Below are 15889 nucleotides of genomic sequence, written 5' to 3' on the forward strand. Positions count from 1 at the left end.
GCGTTAAACAAAATCGCGCGCGCAATCGCAACCGATTGGCGTTGCCCACCAGACAGTTTAGATACCGGTTCTTTGAACCGTTGAAAGTTTGGGTTTAATCGCCCCATAACTTTGCGTGCTTCTGCTTCCATTGCCGTGTCATCCAACGTGCCGTAACTGGTCAGGATTTCACGCCCCAGATAAAGGTTGGCGGCGGCGTCCACATTATCGGCAACCGCCAGCGTTTGATATATGGTTTCAATTCCATATTTTTTGGCGTCACGCGGATTGTTGATATCCGCCTTTTCACCATTCACATAAATTTCGCCACCATCACGTTTGTAGGCACCCGATAGGATCTTGATGAGTGTCGATTTCCCCGCGCCATTGTGGCCCAAAATCGCGACAACTTCGCCAGGAAACAGATCAAGTGATGCATGATCAACCGCCTTGATCCCCCCAAATGCAATTGACAAATCTTTGATTTCAACGAGCGGTTTTTGGTTTTCTGAGTTTGACATCATTCAATCCTTACTTCGCACGACGGCGATACATTGTGTCGATCCAGACGGCGAAAACCAACACTGAACCCACGACCATTTGCTGCATTGCTGCATCAAACCCAATTAACACCATGCCCGCTTGCAATGATTGCATCAGCAGGGCGCCCAAAATTGCCCCGTAAATGGTACCAACACCACCTGCAAAAGATGTGCCACCAATCACGGCCGCCGCAATAACGTAAAGCTCGTCCAAGGTGCCAAGGCTAATCGATGCTGAACCAAGTCTTGCCGATGCGATCACTGCCGACAGACCACATAATGTGCCCATCAAAGCAAAGATTTTCACCGTGACCCAGCGCGTTTTGATCCCTGCCAATTCCGCCGCTTCTGGGTTGCCACCAATGGCAAACACGTATCGGCCAAATCGTGTACGTGTGGTTAAAAACGTCATCAAGACACCCACTGCCAACATGATCAACACTGGGATTGCAAAACCATGGCTAATGAAAATTTCTGAAACGGGGGTTTCGATATTGTTCGCCTCTGCGTATTGGCGCACGATACCTTTGGGCCAATAATATGCATTCACCAACATGACGATGCCAACGATGATCCCACAGCCAGCAACCGCCAAAAATGTTTCTGCCCACATCGGGCGTTGTGGGAAATTGAATTGAACCCGTTTGCGTCGCCCTTGCCAAAGCAGGCCAAGCAACGCAACACATGCGATCAATCCGACAATCCAACTGCCTGTGGCACCGATTGCGCCGTATGGGCCACCACCCAATTTGGTAAATGTAGCATCCACTGGTGCAATGGTTTCACCGCGGGCCAACAAAAATGTTGCACCACGCCAAACCAGCAAACCACCAAGCGTCACGATAAACGCAGGAATACCCAAATAGGCGATCAAATAACCATGTATAGCGCCAATCGCGCAACCAACCATCAACCCGAAAATCACCGTAATAACCCAGATCATCGGATGACCAAGACCCAAGATTTCGGGCAATATCCAAACCTGCATAATTGCCATAGAGGTAGCAGAAAACCCAAGGATCGAACCCACGGACAAATCAATGTGACGCGTTACGATCACCAAAACCATCCCTGTCGCCATGACAGCAACAGATGCTGTTTGCACAGACAAGTTCCAAAGGTTGCGCGGTGTTAAAAACGCACCAAAACCATTGACCAAAAGACCATAGAGATGAAATCCAACCCAGATCATAATCAGGGCCGCAATCATCCCCAACAAACGCGCGTCGATTTCGGTGGCGCGAAGGAAACGGGTGAACATACCTTCGTTTTCGACTTTGTCTGCGCCGACAGAATTATTTAGAGAGTTCAAAACCTGCTCCGCTTTCAAATTTTTCAGATGTTGTAAATAAACCGCGCCAATATGATGGCGCGGTTTGTTTTTCGTGACCTGTGATTAGCAGCCGTCAACGCCGTCCATCGCACCTTCACAGACTTTGTCCTTGGCGATATGACCTGCATCAATAACGACAGAAATATTAGTTTTGTCGATCGGAGTAGGGGCCAAGAAAATCGCGTCCATCTCAACGCCTTTTGAACCACCTGACCATTTTACAGCACCTGGAATTTCAGATCCCGCTTTGCCATCGGCAAGCATTGCAGCAATTGAACCCGCCGCCTTGCCCAATTCGCGTGCATCTTTCCACACAGATGTGTTTTGCGTACCGCGCGCAACGCGGTTCAACGCAGCATGGTCACCGTCTTGGCCAGAAACAGGAATATTCATACCTTGTGCTGCAAGTGCGGCAATCGCACCACCCGCCATACCGTCATTTTCTGATAGAACTGCATCAACATTATTATTGTTTGCAGTCAGGATTTGTTCCATGTTTTTCTGTGCATTGTCTGGTTTCCAACCATCGGTGAATGCTTCACCAACAATTTTGATTTTGCCAGCTTCAACATCGGCGCCAATCACATCCATCATGCCTTCCAATAGGAACAGCGCGTTTGGATCACCTTTGTCACCTTTGATGATCGCATAATTACCTTCTGGCACAGCAGCGACGATGGAACGTGCAATCACACGGCCAACTTCTTTGTTGTCAAATGTTAGGTAAAACGCACGTTGATCTTCGATCAGGCGGTCATAACCCAAAACAGGGATGCCTTCGGCAGCAGCTTTGTCCACCGCAGCGCCAACAGAACCTGAATCAACAGACAGGATGATCAACGCATCAGCGCCTTGTGCGATCAGGCTTTCAACATCAGTTAACTGCTTTGCAGCAGACAATTGCGCATCCGCAGAAATGTATTCATCGCCGTTTGCTTCAATCGCTGCTTTCATTGCGGCTTCGTCGGTTTTCCAGCGCTCTTCTTGGAAGTTAGACCAAGACACGCCAATTTTTTTACCCGCTGCATTTGCGCTTGTCGCAAGTGCAGATACAGCAACGGACGCGGCAAGCGCCGCTGTGATAAACTTTTTCATATGTTCCTCCCAAGAACTTAAAATTTGCGAGACGTACTCGCCGATTTTCTATTGCGATTCTATTTTTCACAATAGTCGAGAAAAATAAACACGAAAGCGTGAGCAGGTCAACTCGTGAGTCGAGAAAAAGATTGCAACTTTGTCAATCTACGGCAATAAGATATCGAACATGCACAGCAAAAAACCGCAAGGGCGCAAGCAAATGTCATTTATTCAAACCGCGATAACAACCGAGGGTTTGCGTCACAACAATCGTGCCATGGTATTGAATTCATTGCGTGAATTCGGGCCGTTATCACATACGGTAATCGCCGAAAAAACTGGATTGGCGTCGGGAACTGTATCCGTGATAACTGGCGAATTTTTGGAAGAAGGCGTGTTAGAAAAGGTCGAACAAGCCCCGGCAAGTGGGCGCGGACGACCACGAATTTCATTCATACCATGTGCCGAATTCGCCTATTTTGTAATGTTGCGCATTTCCGCAGAGCGCATTGAATATTCGCTATTGGATTACCGCAACACATTAAAGGACCGACAGGTTTTTGGGCGGGACAACACGCAAACGGATGCGATCCTGTTTGGTCACATGATAAAAAAACAACTTGCTGATTTTGTGGCTCGTTCTGCAATCAAGAAAAACCAAATAAAGGTCATTTCAGTCACGACCAAAGGCGAGGTGGATACACAAGAACAATCGCTGCTTTGGTCACCTGTTTTTGGCAACCAAAAAATCAATTTTCGCAAATTATTGAGTGACGATTGGACGGCAGAAGTCAAACTTCATAATGAAATTTGCTTTGTTGCGCATAACGTCATGAAACGCGCAGTGCAAAACGGTTCTGTTTCCGCAGGTGATCGACATGCCGTTGTCTGGCTATCAGACAATATCGGCCTTGGCGTTGCGCGTGTGAACCAACACAAGGAAATCGAACTTTCCGCGCCTTCATTTGGGCATATGCCCCATATTGCGCAAGGGCCACTCTGCAGATGTGGTGCAAATGGATGTTTGGAAACTTATGCCGGGTTTTATGGTATATTGCGCACGGCATTCGAAGCACCAACTGATGTTATTCCAGCAAATTTCATTCCCTTGGATCAAATGCATAAACTGGCGCAATCTGCTCGTTCAGGCGATCGCATGACAGAATTTGCATTCCGCCAAGCCGGAACGGCGCTTGGATTATCGCTATCGCGCCTATTTAACGTATTGGGCCCAATGCCACTGACAATTGTTGGTGCAGGGTTACAGTTTTACGACCTGTTAAAACATGGGTTAGAAAAACAATTGCAAGACAGTTTTCTGGTCCGCATGGGACAAGCACCAAATGTAAGTTTCGAACCAAACGAAGATCGCTTAGCATTCGATAGTAATTCGTTTGTCACATTGCGCGAATATGACAAAACAGAAGTTGCAACTCGAAAATTCAAACGCAGCAAAAAGTAATGAAAACAGTTATTTGTTCACTCATATTCATGTTTGTAGGGCAACAATCTGTTGCACAATCGACCCCTGTTTGGGCAGAAAAAACCCCATCAATCGGTGCGATTGAAACCATTCCAAACGGGTTGCAAAGCAAAACGCAATTGGAACAGCTTCGGGAAATTGGAGAGGCGCTGTTCACGGCACAATTTACAGACCAAGACGGCGCGGGCCGCCCGATGGCGACACAGGCCATCATTCCAACCAAGCCACGACGTGAACTGCGCCAAGCCTTTGCACGCACATCGGGCATGGATGCAAACGCTTGTTCATCTTGTCACAATCAACCATTTGACGGTGGCGCAGGTGGCTTTGTTGCCAATGTCTTTTTGTCCGAAGGGTTTAACAATCACGAATTTGACACCACCGATCCAGAGTTTTCGAATGAACGCGGTACAAATCACCTTTTTGGCGCGGGTCTGATCGAGCTTTTAGCACGAGAAATGACAGCGGAGCTGGTCGCACAACGCACCAACGCTTTGTCGAAAGCGCGTGAAAATGGACAAGCCACCCGCGTTGCTCTTGTCACCAAAGATGTTTCATTTGGATACATCACAGCGATGCCAGATGGGATGGTTGATCTCACAGAATTGGACGGTGTCGACACCGATCTTGTCATTCGCCCGTTTAGCCAAAAGGGGGTAATGACCTCGCTTCGACAATTTACCGTCAACGCATCAAATCATCATCATGGGATGCAGGCCAGTGAGAGATTTGGGGCACGCTGGACAGGTGAAACCGATTTTGATGAAGATGGATATGCAGATGAATTTTCTCCTGCAGATGTATCTGCACTTGTCGCGTGGCAAGCAAGCCTGCCTGCGCCAACCGTTTGGCAACCAAGTGATAATGCTTGGCAAGATGCCGCACGAAAGGGGGCAGAGTATTTTGATGATTTTGGCTGTACGTCTTGTCACCGCACAGCGCTGCCATTGGATTCACTTCACTTTTATGATCCTGGTCCCGTCGATGCGGCAGGGACATTAAACAAACATGATGTCGCCAACCCAGCAATCTATGATTTATCGCAACTGGATTGGGTAAACTCACTGGAACAAAATGAGCAGGGACAATTTATGGTGCCACTTTTTGGGGATTTAAAGCGTCACAAAATCACCGACCCTGAAAATGATTTATTGGGCAACGAGCTATTCTCGCAACGCTTTGTCGGGCGCGATATTTTTATGACGGCAGAGTTATGGGGCGTTGGTTCAACTGCGCCATATGGGCATCGCAACGATTTCACCACGCTCGATACAATAATACGTGCGCATGGTGGCAGTGCGAAACCCGCCAAAGATGCATACACCAATGCCCAAGAAGAACAGCGAAGCGCGATTGTGGCATTTTTAAAAACACTGCGCATTGAGGTGGCAGAATGAAACCCATCTTTGCACTCGTTTCATTGATAATAGCCAGTCCAACATTTGCACAATCCGAATTTTTGGGCGACGTTCCACACTTCGTTGAGCAGTCAGAAATTGCTGGCATAAATCATCAATACCGCGGCCCGTTTGAATATTTTGTTGGCGGTGGCGCTGCCAGTTTTGATTGCAACAATGATCGTATGAATGATCTGTTTATCGCCGGTGGCGAAATGCCCGCAAAGCTGTTTCGCAACACATCCAAGGCTGGCCAAGACATAACGTTTTCCGAGCAACCTATTTCCGTAACAGGCGAAATTTCAAAAGTGACCGGGGCATACCCCATCAATTTTGACAATGACGAGCACATGGATTTGATGGTTCTACGGGTTGGACAAAACCAAATTCTACGTGGACTTGGCAATTGCACTTTTGCCAAGGCAAATGATCATTTTCTCTTTTATGGGGGTGATGCGTGGACAACAGGTTTTTCCGCAATCTGGGAACGTGACGCAACAAACCCGACATTGGCTTTTGCCAATTATATTGATCGCGATGCACCTGGCTCACCTTGGGGTACCTGTGAAGACAATGTTTTAGCGCGCCCAAATGCGGACGGGAACTATGACCAAAATCAACCGCTTTCACCCAGCTTTTGTTCCTTGTCGATTATGTTTACGGATTGGAATAATCGCGGGAACTTTGACCTGCGCGTCACCAATGATCGTCAATATCACCGGGGTGGTTATGAGCAGCTTTGGAACCTAAACAGTGGTGGTCGCCCCGAACAATTTGATGCGCGCGATGGTTGGCAAAAACTAATTATCTGGGGCATGGGAATTGCCCAAACCGATTTAAACGCCGATGGCCGCCCTGAATATGCATTGTCCTCAATGGGCGACACGATGCTTCAAACGTTGGATGAAGACGCAGAAGATGACAGACCGATTTATCGCGATATGGCATATGAACGAGCGGCCACCGCGCATCGTCCGTATCAAGGTGATGATTTAAAGCCATCAACGGGTTGGCATACAGAATTCGCCGATTTCAACAATGATACGCGCCCCGATTTATACATCGCAAAGGGGAATGTTGAACGCATGCCCGATTTCGCCGAAATAGACCCCGATAATTTGTTGATGGGATTGCCCAACGGTAAGTTTAGCGAGCAAGGCGGAGCGGCGGGTATTGCTCTGCCACGTCGAGGGCGCGGTGCAATTGTTGAAGATTTTAACGCTGACGGCATGTTGGATCTGCTGGTTGTAAACCGCGAAGAACCCGTCAGCCTGTTTCGAAATCTGGGACGTAAAACCGATTGGGGATATACGCCGTTTGGAAATTTCCTTGCGGTTGAGCTTCGCAACAACGATGTAAATCGAAATGCAGTGGGTGCTAAGATTTCTGTTAAAACCGGAAATTTGACGCAAACACATACGGTACAAATTGGCGGGGGTCATGCATCAGGGCGATTGGGGTTTATCCATTTCGGACTTGGTGTCGCCGAACGTGCGCAGGTGCGGATAAAATGGCCAGACGGGGATTGGAGCCAACCATATCGTGTTTTCGCCAATAATTTTGTGGTGCTTGATCGTGATGATCCAGATGCCAAATATTGGTATCCTGCACGATAAAACATACTTCTTTTCGCCGATCACAATAAATATACTTGCAGTGGTTCTGCGACCAATTAAATAAGCAGTATTGTATTGTGATTTGCCCATTGCCGCCCATTTTGGCAAGCTATCCCAAAGATCGTTGTCTGCGAAGGACAAGCCGCGGTACGATACGATAGAAGGGACAAAAAATGCGCGCGTCATTGACGTTAATAGCCACTGGCATCGCCTTATTTTCATTTGGTTATTCGCAATTTAGCGTCGCCCAAAGCGATCGCTTGGAATTTGTTGTCAGCGAAGAAATTTCAAAAAGTATCCGTTTCACATCCCTTCTGCGCCAAGCCTTACAAGAACAGGATAAATCCAGCACTGAAATTTTGGCAGCAGCGCAATCCGACTATCAGCGGTTTTTAAGCGTGCTGTACGAAAATGGTTACTACGGCGCCCAGATCAGCATCACATTAAATGGCAAAGAGGCGGCAACACTTTCACCATTTGAAACGCTTGGTGAAATCACATCCGCCGTGGTGACAATTCAACAGGGCGACCAATTTAAATTCGGCACTGCTCAAATTCGCCCGCTACCTTCTGATACACAATTGTCACCAGAATTCGCCAAGGGCGAGATTGCAAAATCATCAGTCATTCAATTGGCCGTTGATGATTCAATTGATGCATGGCGAAGCGCGAGCCGCCCAACGGCAAAAGTGACCGAACAAAATATTACTGCCGATCACACTCGCAATTCGTTGGATGCATCTTTTACAATTGAACCAGGGCGCACTGCAAAATTTGGCAGTTTGATCATTCGCGGCAATCAACGCATGCGCGAAAATCGGGTGCGCAAAATCGCGGGATTACCAACAGGTGAAAATTTCGATCCACTTGAATTGGAAGCAGCGGGGCGTCGTTTACGAAATACAGGTGCATTTACCACTGTCGCCATCACAGAGGCCAATGAAATTTCCCCCGATGGAACCATTCCAATTACTGCGACTGTTGCAGAGGCAAAACCGCGTCGTATTGGTGCTGGTGCAACAATATCCACCGACGAAGGTTTAACACTGGAAGGATTTTGGCTGCACCGCAATTTGTTGGGGGGCGGGGAATCCTTGCGGTTTGATGCCGTGGCATCTGGCATAGGTGGCACAACCGATGGTATTGATTACAATGTCGGGGTTAGCTTAACTCGCCCTGCCACGCTCAGCCCAGATACGGATGCAACTTTTTCGCTAAACTTTGAACGCGACGACGAGCCAGACTATAGCATTCGTGCCTATACAGTTGGGTTAAATTTCGACCATGATATCAATGATACATTGTCCACATATGCTGGCGTTCGATATCGCAACATCGATACGAACGATGTGTTTGGTTTGCGAAATTTTCGTCTGTTAAGCGCACCAATTGGGATCACCTATGACAGCCGTGACAACGAAATTTCAGCAAGCAAAGGGATCTATGCATCATTAGAAGCACAACCATTTTATGAACGCAACAGATCACAATCAGGAATGCGCATGGCATTCGATGGGCGCGTTTATCATGGCTTTGGTCCTGATGATAAATTTGTATTGGCAGGGCGCACTCAATTGGGTGCTGTTTATGGCGCAGATTTAGAAGACCTTCCATCCGACTATTTGTATTATTCTGGTGGTGGTGGAACCGTTCGCGGTCAAGATTACCAAGTGTTGGGTGTACCCTTTGGCACGGATGAACAAACTGGTGGCAAATCGTTTACCGGTGTCAGTGCTGAATTACGCGCACCCCTTCGTGATAACTTGGGCGGTGTAATTTTCGCCGATTATGGTTACATTGGTAGCACATCATCGTTTTTAACCAGTGGTGACAGCCATGCAGGTGTTGGCGTTGGTGTGCGGTTTGAAACAGGGCTTGGTCCCATTCGCGTAGACGTCGGGTTTCCAGCGGATGATGTATCAACAAGCAACATCAATTTTTATATCGGCATTGGGCAAGCATTTTGAAAATCTTTCACGCATTTCTGATATTAATCTGTGCGTTGCTCACGCTTCCCACCCACGCGCAAGATGATAAAAAACCCTATCTTGAACAATTGATCGAAGACACGCTCGCGTCACCCAATTTTAACGTTTCGATTACGGGAATGCAGGGCACTTTCAGTTCGGATGCCAAAGTCGAGCGAATTGAAATTTCTGATGCGGATGGCAAATGGCTTGATATCGAAGGTGCTACACTCAGTTGGACACGATCCGCATTGTTACGTGGTCGTGTAGAAGTCCAAACATTAGCCGCCGATAAAATCACCGTGCTTCGCACACCCGCCAGTGAAGAAACCACCATTGAATCTGGCAGTTTTCGCATCCCAGAATTACCCGTTTCAATCGAAATTGAAAACCTATCCGCCACGGAATTACATTTGCTGGAACCCGTATTGGGACAACCGGCCAGTTTGCGAGCAGATGGAAAAATTTCACTTATCGATGGCGATGCGGATGTGTCTTTCTTGGCTCAACATCTTGATAACTCTGGTAAATTTGAACTGAATACCATTTATAATGGTCGTTCCGAAACAATCAGTTTGGATTTGGATGCCCAAGAAAATGCAAATGGATTGGTTGCAAAACTACTGAATATTCCAAATGCGCCTGCACTTGCATTGACACTCAACGGCGAAGGTCCACAAGATAATTTCACAACGGGGCTTTCATTATCAACAGATGGGGTCGAGCGATTAAACGGGCAATTTGTTGCATCTCCATTGCGCATCAACGGACAAGAAGATGGACTTTCGCTCAGCTTTGACACCGTAGGGAATTTAGCACCATTGTTCCAAGAAGATTATCGCCCATTTTTTGGTGAGCGAGCAACGCTGAAAGGCTTGATCGAGCGGCGCGCTGACGGGTCGATGTCACTGCCTGAATTCAATTTGGTGACAGCAACTCTTGCCGCAGAAGGACAGCTTGAACTTGCACCCGATTACACCCCGTCCAATATTGAATTACGAGCGCGCCTTGCAGATGCTCAAAGCGAACCAATCGTGCTGCCCATATCTGGGGCGCAAACGATTGTTCAATCGGGAACTGTATCAATCACATATTCAAACGAACAACCCTGGAGCGGTGAAATCACCGTAAACGGATTATCACGTGATGGGCTAACAATTGATCTGGGCAAATTCCAAGGAGGGGGCAAAATTGCACCAGCTTTTTTACAAAAAGCGCCTTCGGATTTGCTTTTGTCCGCCGATATAGAAGCATCGCTTGATGGTGTTAGTCACACCGATCCAAATTTGGCGCGTGCACTTGGTGAACGCGTTTCAGGTTCGGCAAACATCATTTGGAACAAAGATCAACCAATCACATTCAGCAATCTTTCGATTTCAAACGGTAATATTCGTGCCAGCGTTGATGGCGATATCGCAGGGTTAGAAACGGCGTTGTTAACACAGGGTGATATCGTCGCCTCTGTTCAGGATCTGTCAGCGTTTTCTGGGCTCATCGGTCAAACTGTATACGGTAACACTGAAATAACTGCCACTGGGCAAACCGCGTTACTGACGGGTGAATTTGACTTGGATTTGGATATCACAGGCAACAATCTATCACTAAATAATCCGTCGATTGATCAATTCATCAATGGGCGTAACGCGTTTTCAATGTCTGCTAAACGCACCGAAAGTGGTATCGTTTTTGAAAACCTGAATATCTTGAACCCTCAACTTTCTGGCGAAGCATCTGGCCAGCTTAGCAGCAGCGATTTATCCGCGGTGCTATCCGCAAGATTAAACAATGCAGGCATTATTTCCGAAACTTTGACGGGGCCGTTAACACTTTCTGGAACCGCAAACCAAAACGGGGATGACATCGTCATTGATCTGCAAACTTCGGGAATTGGTGGTCTGTCAGCGGCCATCAGCGGGCGTGTGCCCAAAGGTTCGGGCCCATGGGATATTCGCGCTGTTGGGAACGCACCGTTGGCATTGCTTGATCGCAACTTGGCTGCAAATTCGGCCAAGGTGCGTGGGAATGCAAATTTCGATTTAAACATCAATGGCCAACCAAGTTTGGATGCATTATCTGGACAGGTCACAACCACGGGTGCGAGCTTTGTTTTCCCATCTCAACAAATCACCTTGAACGATATTCAATCCACAACGAATATTTCCAATGGCGTTGCTCAAACACAATTGAATGCGAATTTGGGGCAGGGTGGTAGTGTTGCCACGAATGGCCAAATCACACTTAATCAATCGCAAGGCTTTCCGTCAAATTTGGTGATTGATGTCAATAATGTGCGCCACAAGGATCGCAATTTTTACAGCACAGTATTGAATGGTCAGTTAAAGCTAACAGGCCCTGCATTGGCTGGGCCACTTTTATCGGGGCAGATAAACCTGTCTGATACCGAGGTGAATTTAAAGGCACAGCTAACACCAACGCTCAGCTTTTTACCCGATATTTCACATAAAAATGAATCTGCGCCATCGTATAACACGCGTGTTCGCGCGGGGCTTGTTTCAACTCAATCAGGTGATGCACAACCGCTAACGCCAATCAAGTTGGACATTGTTTTAAACGCGCCATCGCGTGTTTTTGTACGTGGCCGTGGATTGGATGCGGAACTGGGTGGGCGTATTCGATTTATGGGAACAACTCAAAACGTCATACCGACTGGCGCATTTAACCTGATCCGCGGACGCATGGACATTCTTGGCAAGCGCTTTAATCTTAGCGAAGCATCCATGACCATGATTGGTTCACTTGATCCACGTATCCGCATTTTGGCGATCACCACGTCCAGTGAATTCACCACCTCTGTGATTGTCTCTGGATTGGTTTCTGATCCTCAGATCAGCTTGGAATCCACACCAGAACTACCCGAAGATGAAATCTTATCGCATATGATCTTTGGTAAAAACCTTAATGAAATTTCACCATTCCAAGCAATCCAATTGGCCTCTGGTTTGCGCGAACTTTCAGGCAAAGGTGGCATCGCATTCGCAAGCAAACTGCGTAGCAAATTGGATTTAGATGACTTTAATGTCGTGGTGGATGATGACGGTGACATTGGTGTGCGTGCTGGGAAATATTTATCCGAAAACGTTTACACAACAGTCACCATCGCCGAACGTGATAAATCCACGGTTTCAATCAATCTTGATGTTAATAAAAACGTCACCTTGCGCGGTTCCGTAAAAGAAACCGGCGCAAGCAGTGTCGGCGTATTCTTTGAAAAAGATTACTAAGCTTTTACAAACTTCAAACTTACACCGTTCAGGCAATGACGCTTACCCGTTGGTTTTGGCCCATCGTCGAATATATGGCCAAGATGGCTCCCGCAGCGACGACAATGCGCCTCTGTGCGTGTCGCGAACAATGTATTGTCTTCTTTCGTACCGATGGCATTTGGCAGGCTTTGGTAAAAGCTTGGCCAACCTGTTCCGCTATCAAATTTTGTTTTGGACGAATACAACGGCAAATCACAACCACGACAAATGTATTGTCCATCGGCATAGTTTTTGTCCAATGGGCTTGATCCCGCACGCTCTGTTTTTTCTTTGCGCATTACGGCATATTGCAGATCCGTCAACATTGCGCGCCATTCGGCATCTGTGCGCGTGATTTCAAATGTACCTTCGGATGCAAATCCCAGATTTGCTGAAAATGGTAAAATAGCTGATGTCATTATAAATTTACGGCGATTCATTGTTCTTTCCCTTTCATGCTTGCGTTCCTAAATACACGATTTTCTCAAGGGAATAGTTTCAATCAGGTCAAAACACAGGATTTTGAAATTCGCGTGAACACTTGGGTGATGTGTTATACTCACCCTTTATTTATTAACATAACTATCATTATTGGAATTAGTACCGTGGGTAAAACCTTCAAGCATCTATTCATTGCCCCATTGTTTATTCCACAATTACAACCTGTCCAGTCAATGCTCCTTCGACGCATTTTACATAAGCCAAACCAACATCATGCGACGATACGGGCTTATGGCCCTGAAACCATGCACCGTAACGCGCCGCCGACACATCCAGCATTCCAGGACTGACCACATTTACCCGAACACCGCGGGGCATCTCTATTGCAGCGCTTTTGACAAAACCCGCCAGTGCACCATTAGCCGTAGCCGCATTTGCACCCATTCGGATGGGGTCACGATCAAGAACGCCACTTGTCAGGGTAAACGACCCGCCATCGGAAATGACGTCCAGACCAGCAAGAACCAGATTCACCTGTCCCATCACCTTTTGCTGAAGCCCAACCATGAATGTTTTTTGATTCAACTCTGCCAAGGGTGCAAAACTTGCATCACCTGCGCATGAAATCACAGCGTCGAAATTTCCAACCCGTTCATACAAAATTTTGACCGCATTTAGGTCAGACACATCAACTTGATAATCCCCACCAGTACGGCCAACGGTGATAATCTCATGCCCTTTTTCAAGTGCCTTGTAGGCCGATTTGCCAATATCACCCGTTGCGCCAACTAAAATTATTCTCATGTTTCATCCTCCAGCATCGCATTTTTTCCATTCAATGATAGTATCGAATAATCGCCTGACGATTGTGGTTATTTTCACGACAAGAGACAGCAATCATTCATCGGAAATATTAGTCACTTGAAAGCGCCTTGTTGATTGCACGCAACAGGTCCGTTTGACCAAATGGTTTCATCAAACGAATGTCTTTCGCACGAAGCCCGTTGCCATGAACGGTCGCCTCTGCGGCATAGCCAGAAATATAAATCACTCGCAAATCAGGCTTTATTTTTCGCAATGCATTGGACAAGGTTGTACCCTGCAAATCACCGGGCATGACGATATCCGTAAGCAACAAATCCACGGATGGGTTTTCCATGAATTTGGCATATGCATCGTCACCAGAGATCGCATCAACAACATCAAACCCCGCTTTCATCAACATACTACGATAGGCAGTCAGTGCTTGGATATTATCATCCACCAACAAAATTGTTGATCGATCATCCGATTTACGTTTTGGCGAAATCGAGGCGCTTGGTGTTTTGACAATTTCAGTGTGCTCGCACGCAGGAAAATAAAGTTTGAACGTCGTGCCAACATCCAGTTCTGAATAAACCCGCACAGTTCCCCCCGATTGGCGCATAAAGCCAACCAACATCGAAAGGCCAAGCCCCGAACCCGAACCAACCGGTTTCGTCGTGAAAAACGGTTCAAAAATGTTTTCCAAATTTTCTGCGGCGATCCCCTGCCCTGTATCGCTTACGGCTAACAAAACATATCGCCCAGGTGCGATTTCTTCACCGCGCTGTTCTATATAATCTTCATCTACACGCACATTCGATGTTTCGATGGTTAGATTTCCACCTTTGGGCATGGCATCGCGTGCATTGAGGATAAGATTTAGCAATCCACTTTCAGTGGAGCTTCTATCGACATCCACTGGCCACAAACCAGCCAATAACGAGGTTTCGATTTTTATGGTTGCTGGTAATGTACGCTCTGTCCAGCTTTTTAAATTTAATATCAACTGATTAAGGTCGATAACAGATGGCTCTAAACGTGATTTTCGCGCAAAGCTCAGCATATTGCGCGTCAGCTCTGCACCACGTTGTGTGGCATCCATCCCATTTTTGATCAATTGTTTATGGTCTGGGTCTTTAATTTCGTCATTTAACAATTCAAGATTACCCATAATAATCGCCAACAAATTGTTGAAATCATGGGCGATGCCGCCTGTTAAGGTTCCGATTGCTTCCATTTTTTGGATTTGGTTTAACTTTGCTTCTAAGTCTATGCGATCAGATACATCGGACGTGGTGCCGTTAAAACGAATTGCCCGTCCTGTTTCGTCAACCACCGACTGTCCAATAGCAAGGAACCATTTATATTGCCCCGATTTGGTTCTGAAACGATGTTCATTGATGTAACCAACCGAAGGATTAGACAAATGCGCTTGTAGTTTTTGTCGATACCGCTCGATATCATCAGGGTGAACCAAATTTGCGGTCGTCCCATTCATCGCAAGTTTTAATTCCGCATCAGAATAGCCCAAACTTTCTGCAAATCCGGGCGACAAATAAAGCGTGTCTTTGTCGATATCCCAATCCCAAACAAATGATCGGGTTGTGGCCAGTAAAAATCGTTCTTCGCTTAATTTAAGAGTGTCATAGAGCTTCTCTTTTTCTGCAAGCTCCATATGCAAGCGATTATGTGATGCTCTGACATTATGTTCAACGAATGCGATGACCAGACCAATAACGATCCCCACAACAATTGGAACGGGAAATTCAGCAGGTGATCCAAATTTACCATGCTGCAAAAAAACAGCACACTGTAACACAGCCATTGAAATCAATACACATATCACGATCCTTGGGACCGAAATCTGATGTTTTGCAAAATCAACTTTGCTTGTTAAATTACGGCTGTCATCATTCACATTAAAATTATTCCTACATCAGTCAAAGCCTGACAGCTGGCGTTGGTGATTGCCAACTTTTGCTGAGCC

The 15889-nt window shown here is 46.8% G+C and carries 11 protein-coding genes; 5 read left to right on the forward strand and 6 right to left on the reverse strand.

Going from position 1 to position 15889, the window contains the following annotated elements:
* The 3 genes from BFP76_RS00005 to BFP76_RS00015 form a co-directional block, all read right to left on the reverse strand.
* On the reverse strand, window positions 1-500 hold a 500-nt coding region (locus BFP76_RS00005), incomplete at its 3' end, for an ATP-binding cassette domain-containing protein (protein WP_133117353.1).
* Between the two features lie 10 nt (window positions 501-510).
* The gene (locus BFP76_RS00010; RefSeq protein WP_420818642.1) at window positions 511-1833 is read right to left on the reverse strand and encodes a sugar ABC transporter permease; all 1323 of its coding nucleotides are present in this window, start codon (window positions 1831-1833) and stop codon (window positions 511-513) included.
* An 84-nt stretch (window positions 1834-1917) separates the two neighbouring features.
* Entirely contained in the window at window positions 1918-2949 is a 1032-nt protein-coding gene (locus BFP76_RS00015) for a substrate-binding domain-containing protein (RefSeq protein WP_099591127.1), read from the reverse strand.
* Between the two features lie 202 nt (window positions 2950-3151).
* Between BFP76_RS00015 and BFP76_RS00020 the strand changes: the two genes are divergently transcribed.
* The 5 genes from BFP76_RS00020 to BFP76_RS00040 all read left to right on the forward strand — a co-directional run bounded on the left by BFP76_RS00020 (window position 3152) and on the right by BFP76_RS00040 (window position 12636).
* Window positions 3152-4393, forward strand: a complete 1242-nt coding sequence (locus BFP76_RS00020) for an ROK family transcriptional regulator (RefSeq protein WP_165775608.1) — start codon at window positions 3152-3154, stop codon at window positions 4391-4393.
* Complete coding sequence (locus BFP76_RS00025; RefSeq protein ID WP_099591129.1) at window positions 4393-5811, forward strand: cytochrome c family protein; 1419 nt, start codon at window positions 4393-4395, stop codon at window positions 5809-5811. Before BFP76_RS00020 ends, BFP76_RS00025 begins: the two co-directional genes overlap by 1 nt.
* A complete protein-coding gene (locus BFP76_RS00030) occupies window positions 5808-7427 on the forward strand; it encodes a CRTAC1 family protein (RefSeq protein WP_099591130.1) in 1620 nt (539 codons plus the stop codon). Before BFP76_RS00025 ends, BFP76_RS00030 begins: the two co-directional genes overlap by 4 nt.
* 173 nt (window positions 7428-7600) lie before the next feature.
* Window positions 7601-9394: an autotransporter assembly complex protein TamA gene (locus BFP76_RS00035; protein WP_099591131.1), complete on the forward strand. Its 1794-nt coding sequence runs from the start codon at window positions 7601-7603 to the stop codon at window positions 9392-9394.
* Window positions 9391-12636 carry a translocation/assembly module TamB domain-containing protein gene (locus BFP76_RS00040; protein WP_099591132.1) on the forward strand — a complete coding sequence of 1082 codons (3246 nt, stop codon included), beginning with the start codon at window positions 9391-9393 and terminating at the stop codon, window positions 12634-12636. Before BFP76_RS00035 ends, BFP76_RS00040 begins: the two co-directional genes overlap by 4 nt.
* Here BFP76_RS00040 and msrB read toward each other — a convergent pair.
* The 3 genes from msrB to BFP76_RS00055 all read right to left on the reverse strand — a co-directional run bounded on the left by msrB (window position 12633) and on the right by BFP76_RS00055 (window position 15727).
* Window positions 12633-13097 (reverse strand): peptide-methionine (R)-S-oxide reductase MsrB, encoded by a 465-nt coding sequence (gene msrB, locus BFP76_RS00045; protein ID WP_099591133.1) that lies wholly within the window; start codon window positions 13095-13097, stop codon window positions 12633-12635. The two genes, BFP76_RS00040 and msrB, sit on opposite strands and share 4 nt — an antisense overlap.
* A gap of 205 nt (window positions 13098-13302) precedes the next feature.
* A complete protein-coding gene (locus BFP76_RS00050) occupies window positions 13303-13902 on the reverse strand; it encodes a short chain dehydrogenase (RefSeq protein ID WP_099591134.1) in 600 nt (199 codons plus the stop codon).
* Window positions 13903-14011: 109 nt separating this feature from the next.
* Window positions 14012-15727 carry a PAS domain-containing hybrid sensor histidine kinase/response regulator gene (locus BFP76_RS00055; protein WP_133117354.1) on the reverse strand — a complete coding sequence of 572 codons (1716 nt, stop codon included), beginning with the start codon at window positions 15725-15727 and terminating at the stop codon, window positions 14012-14014.
* Window positions 15728-15889: the final 162 nt, after the last annotated feature.

The organism is Paramylibacter kogurei (assembly GCF_002742285.1).
Taxonomy (GTDB): Bacteria; Pseudomonadota; Alphaproteobacteria; order Rhodobacterales; family Rhodobacteraceae; genus Amylibacter; species Amylibacter kogurei.